This window comes from Campylobacter sp. JMF_14 EL1 (genome assembly GCF_027737585.1).
In the GTDB taxonomy this organism is placed as follows: domain Bacteria; phylum Campylobacterota; class Campylobacteria; order Campylobacterales; family Campylobacteraceae; genus Campylobacter_B.
Genome location: NZ_JAOVTW010000003.1, coordinates 19,400 through 33,689, shown reverse-complemented (window position 1 = coordinate 33,689; position 14,290 = coordinate 19,400). Strand labels below are relative to the sequence as shown.

General features: G+C 41.5%; 14 protein-coding genes. 8 read left to right on the top strand and 6 right to left on the bottom strand.

Going from position 1 to position 14,290, the window contains the following annotated elements; genetic code table 11:
* Nucleotides 1–48: 48 nt before the first annotated feature.
* The gene (locus OFN73_RS05300; RefSeq protein ID WP_270862556.1) at nt 49–690 is read right to left on the bottom strand and encodes a hypothetical protein; all 642 of its coding nucleotides are present in this window, start codon (nt 688–690) and stop codon (nt 49–51) included.
* A 9-nt stretch (nt 691–699) separates the two neighbouring features.
* Nucleotides 700–1,797, bottom strand: a complete 1,098-nt coding sequence (locus OFN73_RS05295) for a CinA family protein (RefSeq protein ID WP_270862555.1) — start codon at nt 1,795–1,797, stop codon at nt 700–702.
* Nucleotides 1,798–1,916: 119 nt separating this feature from the next.
* Here OFN73_RS05295 and ileS point away from each other — a divergent pair, with 119 nt between their 5' ends.
* The 8 genes from ileS (at nt 1,917) to OFN73_RS05255 (ending at nt 10,874) form a co-directional block, all read left to right on the top strand.
* Nucleotides 1,917–4,679, top strand: a complete 2,763-nt coding sequence (gene ileS / locus OFN73_RS05290; protein ID WP_270862554.1) for an isoleucine--tRNA ligase — start codon at nt 1,917–1,919, stop codon at nt 4,677–4,679.
* A gap of 99 nt (nt 4,680–4,778) precedes the next feature.
* The gene (gatA, locus tag OFN73_RS05285) at nt 4,779–6,137 is read left to right on the top strand and encodes an Asp-tRNA(Asn)/Glu-tRNA(Gln) amidotransferase subunit GatA (protein WP_270862553.1); all 1,359 of its coding nucleotides are present in this window, start codon (nt 4,779–4,781) and stop codon (nt 6,135–6,137) included.
* Between the two features lies 1 nt (nt 6,138).
* The gene (gene guaB / locus OFN73_RS05280; protein ID WP_270859254.1) at nt 6,139–7,590 is read left to right on the top strand and encodes an IMP dehydrogenase; all 1,452 of its coding nucleotides are present in this window, start codon (nt 6,139–6,141) and stop codon (nt 7,588–7,590) included.
* Nucleotides 7,587–8,693, top strand: coding sequence for a homoserine O-acetyltransferase MetX (metX, locus tag OFN73_RS05275; RefSeq protein ID WP_270862552.1), 1,107 nt, complete (start codon nt 7,587–7,589; stop codon nt 8,691–8,693). Before guaB ends, metX begins: the two co-directional genes overlap by 4 nt.
* A complete protein-coding gene (xseB, locus tag OFN73_RS05270; RefSeq protein ID WP_270862551.1) occupies nt 8,683–8,877 on the top strand; it encodes an exodeoxyribonuclease VII small subunit in 195 nt (64 codons plus the stop codon). Before metX ends, xseB begins: the two co-directional genes overlap by 11 nt.
* Nucleotides 8,870–9,694, top strand: coding sequence for a carbon-nitrogen hydrolase family protein (locus OFN73_RS05265; RefSeq protein WP_270862550.1), 825 nt, complete (start codon nt 8,870–8,872; stop codon nt 9,692–9,694). The genes xseB and OFN73_RS05265 overlap by 8 nt, the downstream gene beginning before the upstream one ends.
* Complete coding sequence (locus OFN73_RS05260; RefSeq protein ID WP_270862549.1) at nt 9,691–10,350, top strand: HesA/MoeB/ThiF family protein; 660 nt, start codon at nt 9,691–9,693, stop codon at nt 10,348–10,350. Before OFN73_RS05265 ends, OFN73_RS05260 begins: the two co-directional genes overlap by 4 nt.
* A gap of 8 nt (nt 10,351–10,358) precedes the next feature.
* Nucleotides 10,359–10,874 (top strand): adenylate kinase, encoded by a 516-nt coding sequence (locus tag OFN73_RS05255; RefSeq protein ID WP_270862548.1) that lies wholly within the window; start codon nt 10,359–10,361, stop codon nt 10,872–10,874.
* A 9-nt stretch (nt 10,875–10,883) separates the two neighbouring features.
* On the opposite strand, the gene ribD is transcribed toward OFN73_RS05255, so the two are convergent.
* Genes ribD through rbfA form a run of 4 tightly spaced genes read right to left on the bottom strand, consistent with a single transcriptional unit; the run spans nt 10,884 to nt 14,285 of the window.
* Nucleotides 10,884–12,068 carry a bifunctional diaminohydroxyphosphoribosylaminopyrimidine deaminase/5-amino-6-(5-phosphoribosylamino)uracil reductase RibD gene (gene ribD, locus OFN73_RS05250; RefSeq protein ID WP_270862547.1) on the bottom strand — a complete coding sequence of 395 codons (1,185 nt, stop codon included), beginning with the start codon at nt 12,066–12,068 and terminating at the stop codon, nt 10,884–10,886.
* A complete protein-coding gene (locus tag OFN73_RS05245; protein WP_270862546.1) occupies nt 12,061–13,470 on the bottom strand; it encodes a tetratricopeptide repeat protein in 1,410 nt (469 codons plus the stop codon). Before OFN73_RS05245 ends, ribD begins: the two co-directional genes overlap by 8 nt.
* Before the next feature lie 37 nt (nt 13,471–13,507).
* Nucleotides 13,508–13,927, bottom strand: a complete 420-nt coding sequence (rimP, locus tag OFN73_RS05240; RefSeq protein ID WP_270862545.1) for a ribosome maturation factor RimP — start codon at nt 13,925–13,927, stop codon at nt 13,508–13,510.
* Nucleotides 13,920–14,285 carry a 30S ribosome-binding factor RbfA gene (rbfA, locus tag OFN73_RS05235; protein ID WP_270859239.1) on the bottom strand — a complete coding sequence of 122 codons (366 nt, stop codon included), beginning with the start codon at nt 14,283–14,285 and terminating at the stop codon, nt 13,920–13,922. The genes rimP and rbfA overlap by 8 nt, the downstream gene beginning before the upstream one ends.
* Nucleotides 14,286–14,290: the final 5 nt, after the last annotated feature.

Sequence of the window (14,290 nt, the reverse complement as noted above, 5' to 3'; positions counted from 1 at the left end):
GCCTCCTAAAATGGTTAAAATTTTCGCTGTATTTTACGCAAATTTGACTTAAATTTTTAAATCCTCGCTCTGCGAATTTTCATAATGTTTTTCAATTTTTTTGCCATTATTAATCATATCGCCAAAGATATTTAAAATCTGCCCGAAGCTCGAATTTGCGTCCTTTGCTAAATCCATTAAATCCTTTTCGATCCCGCCTAGTGAGCCATTTAAATCGCGCACGATTTTCTCGCCTTTTTTGGCTAAATCCTCTAATTTATCCGCGTTTTTTTCGGCAAATTCGTTTAAAATTTTCGGTGCTTCCTTGCTTAATCTTTCCAAATTTTCGCCCAAAATTTTAGCCGTTGCGGCAAATTCATCAATCGTTTCGTTGATGTCTTTTGAAATTTTACCCTCAGGCTTTGGCACTAGCTCGATTTGAACCTTTGGTTTAGCGTTTTGGCTCAAATTTGCCTCTGGCGCAGGCTCGCTTGAAGCGACGCTTCCTGGCGCAGGTTTAGGGGCGCTTTCGCTAGCCGATAAATTTTTATCCAAATTTATCTGTATTTTTGGCTCATTTTTCTCAACCATTTTTTGAGATTTTTTTTCGATCTCTTTCTCGATATCTAGGCCGTTTTGGCTAGATTTGTCGCTGTCACTGCACGCGCTAAACATAAGCGCGCAAGCAAGCAAAATTCCACATTTTTTCATACTCTCTCCTTAGTTTAAAAATAAATCACTTCTTAATTTCAAAAGCAGGCAAACTGCGATATTTGCGGCCTCTTCGCGGATATAGTTGCGATCTCCGTTTAGGTGAAATTTGCCGATTATCTGTCGCCCACCAAGCTCTTTTGCCCCGATAAATACCGTTCCTACGGGCTTTTCATCGCTTCCGCCCCCAGGTCCAGCTATCCCGCTAATGGCTAGGGCAAAATTCGCCCCCGAACTCTCCAATGCCCCGCCAAGCATACCTGCGACGCATTGCTCGCTCACTGCGCCGTAATCTTGCAAAACCTCATCGCTCACATCTAGCCACGCGCGCTTTATCTCGTTTGCATAGCTTACCACCGAGCCGTCAAAAATATCGCTCACACCGGCTATTTCGCCAAATTTAGCCGCCAAAAGTCCAGCCGTGCAACTCTCTGCAAATGTGATTTTTGCCCCGATTTCTCGCAATTTCTCCACAGCGTGAGAGATGAAATTTTTAGGTGCGATAAATGAGTTTGCGTAATATTTACTCACGCTGTCTAAAAATTTATCCAGCGCGCCAAATTTCTGCTCGCTAGCGCGCACAAAGAGCAAAAATGAGCTGTATTCACTGATGATAAATGAAATTTTATAGCTTAACGCTAGGCTTTCAAGTCTAGCTTTTGCGCTCGCATAGTCTGTGTCAAATAGATAAAACCCCTCGCCCTCGTTTAGGGGATCTTGCAAAATTTGGGGCAGTTTTTGCAAGGGGTCTGCTTTTAACACATTTACAAGGCAACCCTTAATATCTAGCAAAAAACTATCCTTTACCACAAATTTAGCTGCTGAGGGGGCTAGCGTGCCACAATCTTTAAGCTCCAAAGTATCAAGCGTAAGCGTGGAGAGAATTTTCCCTGCGATTGCATAAGCCACTTTTGTCGCAAAAATCGTGATATAATCGTATTTGCCGAGCATTTTTTCTATCAAAAATGGCAAATTTTTATCGTTTTCATTTATAAATTTAATATCATCAATCACGCCGAAAACCTGCTCGTATTCGCGCAAAATATAGCTAAAAAATGGCGGATTGTAGCGGATAGCTTCGCCGATGATTAAAATCACATTTTTCATAAATTTCGACCTTTAAATTTTTGCCATTATAGCATAAAAAATTCTTGCATTTTCAGTCCTTTTTAAAAGCCTTTTTGCTACACTTACCAAATTTTTTAAAACACAATTAAAGGTTTTTTATGGATTACAAAGAAACACTTTTTCTCCCTACTACGGACTTCCCTATGCGAGGCTCACTCCCAGCGAACGAACCAGCGCGATTTTCTAGCTGGTATAACGAGCGAGCAATTTATGAAAAAATGAAAGCCAAACGCAAAAACGCGGGCGTTAGCTTTAATATCCACGACGGCCCACCTTATGCCAACGGACACCTGCATATCGGCCATGCGCTGAATAAATTTTTAAAAGACATTATCACAAAAACCCACTATTTTTTCGGTGAAAATATCCGCTATGTCCCGGGCTGGGACTGCCACGGCTTGCCGATTGAGCAACAAGTAGAAATCAAAATGGGCGACGCGAAAAAATCAGCTACCAAACACGAAATTCGCGAGCTTTGTCGCGCACACGCGAAAGAATTTATCGATATCCAAAGAGATGAATTTAAAAGCCTTGGCGTAATTGGGGATTGGGAAAATCCATATTTGACACTGAAATTTAACTTCGAAGCTGAAATTTACAAAACCCTTTGCAATATCGCTAAAAAAGGCATTTTAATCGAACGAAGCAAGCCTGTGTTTTGGAGTTGGGCGGCAAAAAGCGCGCTAGCTGAGGCGGAGGTCGAGTATAAGGACAAAGAGGATTATTCGATTTATGTGGCTTTTGATTTAAGCGATGAAGCAAACGCCAAAATCGGCGCAAAAGGCGCAAAAGCCGTGATTTGGACGACTACGCCTTGGACACTTCCAGCAAACGGCGCAATCAGCCTAAATCCAAACGAAACCTATGTCCTAACAGCCGAAAATTTCATACTTGCAAAACCGCTTTTAGAAAATTTAATCGGCGCAGGTATCACAAATGGCGAAATTTTAAAAGAATTTAGCTCAAAAGAGTTAGAAAATTTATACGCAATCAACCCGCTAAATGATAGAAGCTCAAAATTTATCCTAGGCGAACATGTTTTAATGGACGGCGGAACAGGCTTAGTTCATACTGCCCCAGGACACGGCGAGGACGATTATTTCGTGGGCTTAAAATACGGCATAGAGGTGCTAATGCCAGTCGATGAGGCAGGGTGTTTTGATGAAACACTGCGCGCGAAGGGGCTATTTAGGGCTGGCGTCGTAGATGAAATGGTCGGCATGCACATTTTCAAAGCAAATGAAAAAATCGTCGAAATTCTTGGCGATGCAGTGGTAAAAGTCGGCAAATTTACCCACTCATACCCACACTGCTGGCGCACGCACAAACCAGTAATTTACCGCGCTACAAAGCAATGGTTCATCGCTATGGATAAGGAATTTAGTGGCGGAAAAACACTGCGCCAGATCGCGCTTAGCGAAATCAAAAAAATCAAATTCTACCCAGCCACTGGCGAAAATCGCCTTACAGCGATGATTGAAAACCGCCCTGATTGGTGTATTTCAAGACAGAGAGATTGGGGTGTGCCGATTGCGTTTTTCCGTGATAAAGCGACAAAAGAGCCGATTTTCGATGAAAAAATAATGGATCATTTATACGAAATTTTCAAAGCCAAAGGCGCCGATGCGTGGTGGGATAGCGAAATTTGCGATCTTTTACCACAAGGTTCTGGCTACAACCCTGAAAATTTAGAGAAAGTTACCGATATTTTAGATGTTTGGTTCGATAGTGGCTCTACTTGGAACGCCGTGCTAAAAAGCGGCGAATACGACGCAGGCGCATTTCCAGCCGATATGTATTTAGAGGGCTCAGACCAGCACAGAGGCTGGTTTCAAAGCTCACTTTTGCTAAGTTGCGCTGTAAATGAGTTCGCTCCGTATAAAAGCGTCCTAACTCACGGCTTCACCGTCGATGAGAAGGGTCAAAAAATGAGCAAATCCGTGGGCAATATCGTCCTTCCACAAAAAGTCGCCAAAGAATACGGCGTGGAGATTATGAGATTATGGGTTGCGCTAAGCGATTATTCCACAGATTTGAAAATCAGCGAAAATATCCTAAAACAAGTCAGCGAGCAATACCGCAAAATTCGCAATACAATTCGCTTTTTGCTAGCAAATGTTAGCGATTTAGAAGAGCTTGAAACCTCAAATTTCACAACCCTTGATAAGTGGATTTTAACCCGCGCAGTAAGGACTTTTGGCGCGGTTGAAGAGAGTTTTAGAGAGTATGATTTCTCAAAAGGATTTAACCAACTTCTAAATTTCCTAAGCGCAGATTTAAGCGGAATCTACCTTGATATCATCAAAGACCGCCTTTACTGCGACCATATCGACGAACCAAGACGCCGCAGTGCGCAAAGTGCGCTAGTGCTAATCACCAGAGCGCTACTGCCTCTGATTGCGCCTACGCTAACTTACACAATCGATGAAGTAATGCAATACGCGCCAAGTATCGTTAAAAACGGCAAAGAAGACGCTTTTGATTTGGTTTATGCGCCGATTGAATTTAGCGATTTTATCGAATATGATGAAATTTTAGAGCAATCAAGAGAGAAATTTTTCGAAATCATCGACGCCCTCAAAAAAGATAAAATCATCAAATCGACCCTAGAACTCGCTTTGCAAACTAGCTCAAATGAAATTTTATCTTACGATATTTTGGGCGTGAGTGATTGGTTTATGGTAAGCGATGTAACCTCACTAGATGGCAACAGCGACAATGCTTTGGCAGAATTTCGCATAGGCGATGAAATTTTCCGCCTTGTAAAATCTGATAAATTTAAATGCCCAAGGTGCTGGAAATTTAGCGCAAAAGAGGAAGATTGCCTATGCCCAAGATGTGCAAAGGTGCTAAATGCTTAGTTCGCCTCAACATTTTAGTATAGTAGTTCTCACAATCGCGCTAATCTTTGTCTGTATAGGCGTGGGGATAAAATTTGTAATAAAATTTAAGGATAAAAAATGATAAGTTTAAAAGAGGCTTTGAAACTGAGCCCTAGCGAAATTTTGGCACTTCGCGCAGATTTAAAAAGCCAAATCATAGCCAATAAAAACCTTGGCGCGTATGTCGAGCAGCTAAATGGCGAGGAATTAAACGAAAGTGGCGCAGGTGTGCCAATCGCGATTAAGGATAATATTCAAGTCAAAGGTTGGAGCGTAACGGCAGGTTCTAAAATCCTGCAAGGCTACATTGCGCCTTATGACGCAACCGTAATCAAAAAGCTAAAAGAGGCAAATTTAGCTCCATTTGGTCGCACCAATATGGACGAATTCGCCATGGGAAGCACAACAGAGAGTTCGTATTATGGCAAAACTCTAAATCCGCTCGATCACACTCGCGTCCCAGGCGGAAGCAGTGGCGGAAGTGCCGCTGCTGTGGGAGCTGGACTTGCAATCGCAGCCCTTGGAAGCGATACTGGTGGCTCTATCCGCCAGCCAGCAGCCTTTTGTGGTTGCGTGGGATTTAAGCCAAGCTATGGCAGGGTTAGCCGTTACGGCCTTGGGGCGTATTCATCTAGCCTAGATCAAATCGGACCGATTACAGGAAATGTCGAGGACGCGGCGATTTTATACGATATCATCGCAGGACACGACACTATGGATAGCACAAGCTACGCTGGCGAGTTTATCAGCACGGCTGATAAATTAAATAGCGAGCGCAAACTTACAATCGCAGTTATCGAAAACTACCTAAACGAGGCTAGCGATGAGATTAAAACTGCGCTAAATTTGGCAATCGAGAAGTTAAAAAGCTTCGGACACAAGATAATTTATAAAAATTTGCTAAATTCCAAATACGATATCGCCACATACTATATCATCGCCACAGCCGAAGCTAGCGCAAATTTAAGCAGATATGACGGCGTGCGATACGGAAACCGCGCAAAGGCGTCAAATTTAAACGAACTTTACGCAAACACCCGCGGTGAGGGATTTGGCGACGAGGTCAAACGCAGAATGCTTCTAGGAACATTTGTGCTAAGTAGCGGTTACTACGACGCTTACTACATAAAAGCGCAAAAAGCCAGAGCCTTTATCAAGGCTGAATATGAGGAAATTTTAAAAGAGGCTGATTTGATTTTTATGCCGATTGCGCCTGATGTGGCGTATAAATTTGGCGAGTTAAACGACCCGCTAAAAGCTTATCTTAGCGATATTTACACAATCGGCGTAAATTTAGCAGGACTTCCAGCGATTTCCGTGCCAGTAGCTAGAAATTCACAGAATTTAAATATCAGCGCACAACTAATAGGACGCGCTTATGACGAACAAACGGTGCTTGATGGCGGGTTAAATTTAGAAACAATCGTAAGGGGTTAAGATGAAAATTTTGAAAAAAGCTTTGACATTTGAAGATGTTTTGTTGGTGCCACAATACTCTGAAATTTTACCAAAAGATGTAGATTTAAAGACAAAATTTACCAAAAATATCACTCTAAATACGCCACTTGTGAGTGCTGCTATGGATACGGTTACTGAGTATCGCACAGCTATCATGATGGCTCGCCTTGGTGGGATTGGCGTAATCCACAAAAACATGGATATCGAAAGCCAAGCCAAAATGGTTAAAAGAGTGAAAAAAAGCGAGAGCGGCGTCATCATCGATCCGATTTTTATCAAAGCCACAGCCAGCGTGCAAGATGCGCTAAATTTGATGGCTGAATACCACATTAGCGGAATTCCAGTCGTCGATGACGAGCATAAATTAATCGGAATTTTAACTAACCGCGATTTGAGATTTGAAAGCGATACCTCAGCGCGCGTTGGCGATAAAATGACTAAAATGCCACTAATCACGCTCAAAAAGGGCTCGACGCTAGATGACGCTGAGAAAGTTTTCCGCAACACCAAGGTAGAAAAACTTCCGATTGTTGATGAAAACAACCATTTAGAGGGATTAGTTACCATTAAAGATATCAAAAAACGCATCGAATACCCTCTTGCAAACAAAGACGCTTATGGCAGACTTCGCGTAGCAGCCGCCATTGGCGTAGGTCAGATTGATCGCGCAAAAGCCCTTGTCGAAGCAGGTGTAGATGCGATTGTAATGGATTCTGCTCACGGACATACCAAAGGCATCATAAACACCCTAAAAGAGCTTAAAAAACAGCTAAATGTCGATGTCGTAGTAGGAAATGTAGCAAACCCAGAGGCTATCAAAGATATCGCCGAAGCTGGCGCAGACGCGATAAAAGTCGGTATCGGACCGGGCTCAATCTGCACCACTAGAATCGTCGCAGGTGTGGGCGTGCCACAATTTACCGCAATTGTAGATTGCGCAAACGAAGCGGCTAAATTTGGCGTTCCAATCATCGCAGACGGTGGTATCAAATACTCAGGCGAAATCGCCAAAGCCCTAGCAGCGGGTGCTAGCTCAGTAATGATGGGAAGCGTGCTAGCTGGGTGCTACGAAACCCCTGGCGAGCTAATCACTTTCCAAGGTCGCCAGTATAAGACATACCGCGGTATGGGCTCAATCGGCGCTATGCAAAAAGGAAGCTCTGATAGATATTTCCAAGAAGGCACCGCCAAAGAAAAACTCGTCCCAGAAGGCATCGAAGGACGCGTCCCTTATGCTGGTATGCTAAAAGATGTAATCTTCCAGCTAGTCGGTGGTCTAAGAAGCGCTATGGGGTATTGTGGAAGCAAGGATATCCCTACCTTGCAAGAAAAAGCTGAATTTGTCGAAATCACAAGCGCAGGACTTAAAGAGAGCCATGTCCATGATGTCATCATCACGCAAGAAGCGCCAAACTACCGAGTTAATCAGTGAAAATCCAAACCAAAACCCACTATTTTGACGAACCGCTCTATTTAGAGAGCGGTCGTGTTTTTTCTAAATTTCACCTAGCTTACGAAACTTACGGCGAGCTAAATTCTGATAAATCAAATGTCATTGTCATCACACACGCTCTAACCGGTAGCGCACACGCTGCTGGCAGATACGAAAATGAAAGCAAGGCTGGCTGGTGGGACAGCCTAATCGGCGATGGCAAGGCAGTAGATACGAGCAAATTTTTCGTCATCTGCATAAATATCCTCTCATCGCCCTTTGGCTCGACCTGCCCGCTAGATATCGACGATAGCACCGGCAAGGAGTATCGCACACGCTTTCCCGTGCTTGTAATCTCAGATGTCGTAAAGGCGCAGGTTAGATTGCTAAGCGAGCTTGGGATTTCGCGGGTAAAAGCCGTAATCGGCGGGAGTTTAGGCGGTATGCAGGCTCTGTGCTACGCAATCGAATACCCAAATTTCGCCGAAAATATTTTCGCACTAGCCACCACTTATGCGACGCAGCCTTGGGCAATCGCCTTTAATAAAATCGCAATCAGCGCGATTAAGAGCGATCCAAATTTCAAAGGCGGGTATTATGACAAAGACGAAATCGCCAAATCAGGCCTAAATGGCATGGCGGTAGGTCGCATGGCTGGGCATATTAGCTTTTTAAGCCCTGCTTCGATGAACGAAAAATTTGGGCGAAATTATGTAGAAACTGACGGACTTTACGAGCTTGACGGCAGGTTTCAAGTAGATCGCTACCTAGACTACAATGGGGTAAATTTCTCTCATCGCTTCGATCCGCTATGCTACCTTTATATCGCAAAAATGATGAATCTTTTCGATTGCACGAGGCATTATGGCTCGCTAAAAAACGCCATGGCGCAAATTCGCGCGAAACTATTTTTGATTTCGTTTTCTGGCGATATTTTGTTTCCGCCAAATTTAATGGAGGAAATGTATAAATGCATGATTGATCTTGGCGCGAAAGAGCGCGTGTTTTACACGCAAATCGACAGCGATTACGGGCACGACGCATTTTTAGTCGAGGTGGAAAAATTTGACTATATCATTAAAAGGGTTTTAGATGCAAGATAATTTCGAAGAAAAAATGAAAAAAATAGGCGAGCTAATCGAGAGCTTAAACGACAAAGACATCACGCTAGATCGCTCCGTAGAGCTGTATAAAAGCGGAATTTGCCTGCTAAAAGAGGCGAAGGAAATTTTAGAAAACGCCAAGCTTGAAATCACGCAAATAAACGAAGGTGTGCAAAATGATTAAAATCTGCGCTCTACAACTCGCCACGCTTTCGATGAGCGAAAATCGCATTGATTATTATATGAAAATAGCCCACGACAATGGCGCAAAAATCGTGGTTTTGGGCGAATACACGCTCAATTCGTTTTTTACCGAGCTAAAACACATGCCAAGCTCAATCACGCAAAAACAAAGCGAACACAAAATGGAGCTAATGCAAAATTTGGCCAAAAAATACGATTTACACATCATCGCGCCTATAATCCGCCAAAGCAGTAGCGAGGCTGGCGAAATCGCATGGATCAAATCCTGCGCGCATTTTAGCCCCTCTGGCGTGAAATTTTACGATCAAACTATGCTGATAAACTACTCGCACTGGAACGAGGACGAGTTTTTCCTAAACGCCAAAATTCACGAAAATGGCAAATTCGAGCCACTGATTTTCGAGGTCGAGGGTGTGAAATTTGGCGTTTGTTTTGGGTTTGAAGCGCATTTTGATATGGTGTGGCAGCGCTTCGACCACGAAAGCGTAGATTGCGTGCTAATCCCCACAGCTTCGACATTTGAGTCAAATTTGCGCTGGGCAGAACTGCTTAAAATGCGAGCCTTCACGCACTCTGCGTATATCGTGCGCACAAACCGCATAGGCGAGGCGAAATTCGGCGATATGGACTTTAAATTTTATGGCGGCAGTTTCCTAGCGAATCCTTACGGCGAGATTATCAACGAATTGCGCGATGAAGAGGGCGCGCTAATGTGCGAAATAGACCCAACAATCGTGCGCGAAGCTACGGAATTTTGGGGCTTTAAGGCAAATTTGAAAAACAAAGGCTTTGCGTGAAATTTTTCCACAGACAAATCCAGCTCTGGGGCGAGGATACCCAAAACTCCCTAGCGCAAAAATCCGTGCTGATTATCGGCTCTGGCGGGCTAGGAAGCTCATTTGCGTATGCGCTAGGAGCCAGCGGGATCGGGCGGATTGACATTGTCGATTTCGACACAGTGTCGCTTCATAATATCCACAGGCAAATTTTATTTTCGCTTAGCGATGAGGGACGATACAAGGCCGATATTTTTAAAGAGCGCGTGCAGGCTCGATACGATGGAGTGCGTGTGAATACACACAAAATGAAAGCTGATGAATTTTTTGCGAATTGTGCGGATAAATTTGACCTGATTTTAGATGCGACTGACAATCTCGCCACCCGCGCGCAAATCGACGAGTTTGCCAAGCAAACTGCCACGCCATGGGTGTTTAGCTCGGTCGATAGCTTTCAGGTGCAGGTCTGCTTCGTAAGCGAGGCGAATTTCAAATTTTTCCCCAACTTAAACGCCACGCCAGCTGGAATTGCTGCGCCGATTGTGATGTTTGCAGCGAGTTTTGCGGCAAATTTAGCTTTGCGCTATTTAGCGGGTTTGAGCGTGAAAAAAGACACGCTTTATTATCTAAATTTTTTCTCGGGCGAATTTGAAACCAAAAAAATCGCTCTTGTTTAAGGCAAAAAATGGTTATACTCATAACGGGCGCTTCGCACACGGGCAAAACGCTTTTAGCACAAAAAATGGTTGAAATTTATAAATTTTCGTCTTTTTCAATCGATCACCTAAAAATGGGGCTAATTCGCTCAAAAAATACAAATCTTACCCAAAATGACGATGAAGCACTAACGCCCTATCTGTGGCAAATCGTGCGTGAAATAATCAAAACTGCCATAGAAAATGGGCAAAATTTAATTATCGAAGGTTGTTATGTGCCGTTTTCTTGGCGGAGCGATTTTAGCGAAAAATATTTGTGCCAAATTCGTTTTATAGCCCTAGCGATGAGCGATAAATTTATCGATGAAAATTTTGATAAAATCAAAAAACATAGCTGTGATATAGAAAATAGGCTTGATGATACGACCTGCACAAAAGAAAATTTAAAAGCGGATAATCAAAATTTTATAAAGGGCTTTTTAAACAACGGCGAGAAAATCGTTTTAATAGATGATGATTACGAAAAAACTATAAGTAAGCTTTAAATTTAAAATTTAGGCTAAATTTGAAGCCTTAATTTCATTTATTATACGGATTTCTAACTCATACCAGCCGTATTCGTCGCTACCGAATTTGGCTGTAAAAAGTGGCTTGAATTTCAAATCGCTTCTGAAATTTTGCCCGTTTTTGAGCTCATTTGAGCGGAAAAACAGAAATAAATTTACACTTTTTGCGATTTCATTTAGCAAATTTTGCCCGCCTTCTATCATCACTAAGCCCGAATTTAAGGCTATTTTCAAATCATTTGCGATCTGCACATTTCGACCCGCAACGCCAAAAAGCGGAATAGTTTTATCAAATTCGCTTTGCCTAGAATAAATAAAAATATCTGGATTTTTCCCACCACAAATCAGCCTAGTATCGAGCTTCGGGCGATCTGTGCGCACGGTATTTCCGCCGATAAGCAAAGCGTCGCAAACATTGCGTAAATAGTGCGAAAATGTGAGAGATTTGGCGTTTGAAATTTCACCAGAAATCACGCCGTTTGCAGAAAATGCGAGTTTAAAAAAGCTAAAATTCCCGCCATTTTGCCACTGCAAAAATGGCTTTAAAAGCGCGCCACACTCATCTTTTAAAACGCCAAATTCCACTTCCACGCCACTTTGCGCTAAGATTTCGCCACCACCACTAGCTTTTTCGTTTAAATCCGCCACGCCGATTACGACTTTTTTAAAGCCTAAATTTTTAAGCAAAAGGGCGCATGATGGCGTTTTGCCGATATGGGCGCAGGGTTCAAGCGTAACAAAAGCAGTGGCATTTTTAAGTAAATTGCCGTGATTTTGCGTAATAAATTCATAAACGAAATTTGCGTTTAGATTTTTAAACTCTAAAATTTGATTTGCAAAGCGTGATTTTGCGGATACTGCCCCGAAATTTTCGAAAAAATCGCCGTAGATTAGATTTTGCGGATTTTTGCAAATTTCGCTCAAATCCACGCCAAATTCGCTTTCGTAAATTTGCAAAAATTTATTTAAAAATTCATCGCTTATCTCGCAAAGTGCGACAAAAACGGCGTTTGCTTCGGCGTGTAAGAGTCCAGCTTTTTTATGAGAATTTATACTTAAAATTTTGCCTTGCGTATCAGCGACCACGCACCCCACAGCAGGATTTGGAAAGGTTAAAATTTGGTATTTCCACGCTTCATTTAGAGCCAAGCGCATATAAAATTCGTTAGTCATTTTCCAATCTTTTTAGCTCATCACAACCAAGCTTATAACCCAAATCGCACGCTTTTTTATAATTTTCCTTTGCCACAAAAATATCTTGCGAAGCGCCTTTTCCAAATTCATACATAGTTCCCAAAACACCGCAACTTTGTGGCACTTTTTCATCACAAGAATACTCTAAAAGTTCTTTTGCTTTGTTATAATCTCTATCGATAAAATCATAGTTTTTAAGAAAATTTTCTAAATTTGCACAATTTTCGCCGTCGTTAAATTTGCAACTTTTTTCATAAAATTCGGGCGAATTTTGGACATCACTCGCCATATTTCCGACCAAATATAAATATCCTAAACTTCCACAACCATAATTATTTTTAAGATTTTCACACGCTTTTTTATAATATTTATACGCTTCTTTTAAATTTATTTCAAAACCAAATCCATTTTCGTAGTGAAAACCAATCGAATTGCAAGCATTGCTGTTATTTAAATCACAAGCTTTTTTATAGTATTTATTGCCTTTTTCGTAATTTTTCTCATCGTAAGCGTAAATTCTTCCTAGATAATAACAGCTTTCATTATTTTCGCCTGCACAGCCCTTTTTTAGGTAATTTTTGCCTTTGGCAGTGTCAATTGGGATTTTGATTGTTTTATCTAATCCCATGTAAATCATCCCTGAAAGATAGCAAACAAACGACTCGTTTAATTCGCATATTTTTTCCGCATATTTTGTAATTTTCTCATTATCTCTTGGCTTCTCTATGCTGTAATTAACAATTAAAGCCGCACAGCTTATAGTGTGATTTAAATCACAGCCTTTTTTGAAATATTTATTTGATTTTTCGAGCTCTTTATTTGTGCGATAAAAATCCCCTAGTTGATAGCAACTTTCGTTTTGGTCTAAATCGCAACCCTTGCCTAGATAATATGCACCCTTTTTTAAATCGACTTTGTCCTTTTCTAGCACATCGTCTGCACCAATATAAAGCAATCCCGCAAAAAGACATCCAGTTGGTTCGTTAAATTTATCGCAAGTATGAGCCGATATTTTGGCGGATTTGTATATTTCCTTTGGCTCATTTTGAAAATAACTAGCCCGCAAGCTATTGCAAGCCCTCACCTCGCCCAAATCACATGTTTTTTCAAAATACTCTCTTGCTTGTGTGATTTTATTTTCATTTTGCATAATCAAGCCTAGATTATTACAACTTGGCATAAAATCTTTTTGGCAGGCTTTTTCATAATATTTTTTTGCTTTTTCTAAATTTATTTTTGTGTTGTTATCGCCAATTTCATTGCAGTAGCCGACATTATGGCACGATGCAGTGTCACCTAAATAACAAAAAATAATTCTTTGTTTTTCATAACTTAAAAAGAAAAAAAATACAATAACAAAAAGATAAATAAATTTTTTCATTTATTGCCTTGAAATTCGATTTAAATTTGAAAGAATTTTACCACTCAATATAAGTTTTCGCCTTTTTTATGTCGCTAAATTTAATGCAAATTTCGCCGTCAGTAGTATCTAAGTATAAATTTTCATCTTCGAATTTAAGAATTTTTCCGCAAATTTTATCTTTTTCGCTCGTGGTTATTTTAACTAACTCGCCCACGCTTTTGCTAAAATGCTCCATTTTGCTTAGTTTGCGCTCCAACCCAGGGCTTGATACTTCTAAAAAATACTCGCCCGAAACAGGCGGTTCGACATCAAAAATCGGAGATAAAATGCGACTTAGTTTTTCGCAGTCTTCTAAGCTCACGCCACCAGTTTTAGTCACAAAAACTCTATAAATCGTTTTGCCGTTTTCGCTAGCTGTTTCGCAATCGTAAAATTCCAGCCCACACTCGCTGGCAAGGGCGTTTAAATCAACCATTTTTATTTAAATCCTTACTAATTTTTTCAAACAAATCGTCCATTTTGTTTTGGTATTCGAGTCTATCGTCGAATTTGAAGTGAAGCGCAGGTGAGCGAAACCAGCCTTCTGCTTCCATACAGTGGTTTTGGATAAAACGGCTTACTTTTTTGAGTTTTGCCAAGATTAGCTCTTGCTCCCTTTCGTCTAAGCCCATTTTATCGAGATATACAAAGGCGTCATAGCGTCCTCTTTTGCACTCGACATCGGTTACGCAAAGCCCGTGCAAAAACTCATCATCAAGCTGCGATAAAGCCTGTGGAATCAGCTCTTTTAGGACACTTGCGGTTCGTAGTCGTCTTACTTCGTGAGCGTTCATAAATC

What these genes read in the sequence shown, in the direction of transcription:
- OFN73_RS05300 (WP_270862556.1), bottom strand. Translation starts at nt 690, where the DNA reads ATGAAAAAATGTGGAATTTTGCTTGCTTGCGCGCTTATGTTTAGCGCG.
- OFN73_RS05295 (WP_270862555.1), bottom strand. Translation starts at nt 1,797, where the DNA reads ATGAAAAATGTGATTTTAATCATCGGCGAAGCTATCCGCTACAATCCG.
- ileS (WP_270862554.1), top strand. Translation starts at nt 1,917, where the DNA reads ATGGATTACAAAGAAACACTTTTTCTCCCTACTACGGACTTCCCTATG.
- gatA (WP_270862553.1), top strand. Translation starts at nt 4,779, where the DNA reads ATGATAAGTTTAAAAGAGGCTTTGAAACTGAGCCCTAGCGAAATTTTG.
- guaB (WP_270859254.1), top strand. Translation starts at nt 6,139, where the DNA reads ATGAAAATTTTGAAAAAAGCTTTGACATTTGAAGATGTTTTGTTGGTG.
- xseB (WP_270862551.1), top strand. Translation starts at nt 8,683, where the DNA reads ATGCAAGATAATTTCGAAGAAAAAATGAAAAAAATAGGCGAGCTAATC.
- OFN73_RS05265 (WP_270862550.1), top strand. Translation starts at nt 8,870, where the DNA reads ATGATTAAAATCTGCGCTCTACAACTCGCCACGCTTTCGATGAGCGAA.
- OFN73_RS05255 (WP_270862548.1), top strand. Translation starts at nt 10,359, where the DNA reads ATGGTTATACTCATAACGGGCGCTTCGCACACGGGCAAAACGCTTTTA.
- ribD (WP_270862547.1), bottom strand. Translation starts at nt 12,068, where the DNA reads ATGACTAACGAATTTTATATGCGCTTGGCTCTAAATGAAGCGTGGAAA.
- OFN73_RS05245 (WP_270862546.1), bottom strand. Translation starts at nt 13,470, where the DNA reads ATGAAAAAATTTATTTATCTTTTTGTTATTGTATTTTTTTTCTTTTTA.
- rimP (WP_270862545.1), bottom strand. Translation starts at nt 13,927, where the DNA reads ATGGTTGATTTAAACGCCCTTGCCAGCGAGTGTGGGCTGGAATTTTAC.
- rbfA (WP_270859239.1), bottom strand. Translation starts at nt 14,285, where the DNA reads ATGAACGCTCACGAAGTAAGACGACTACGAACCGCAAGTGTCCTAAAA.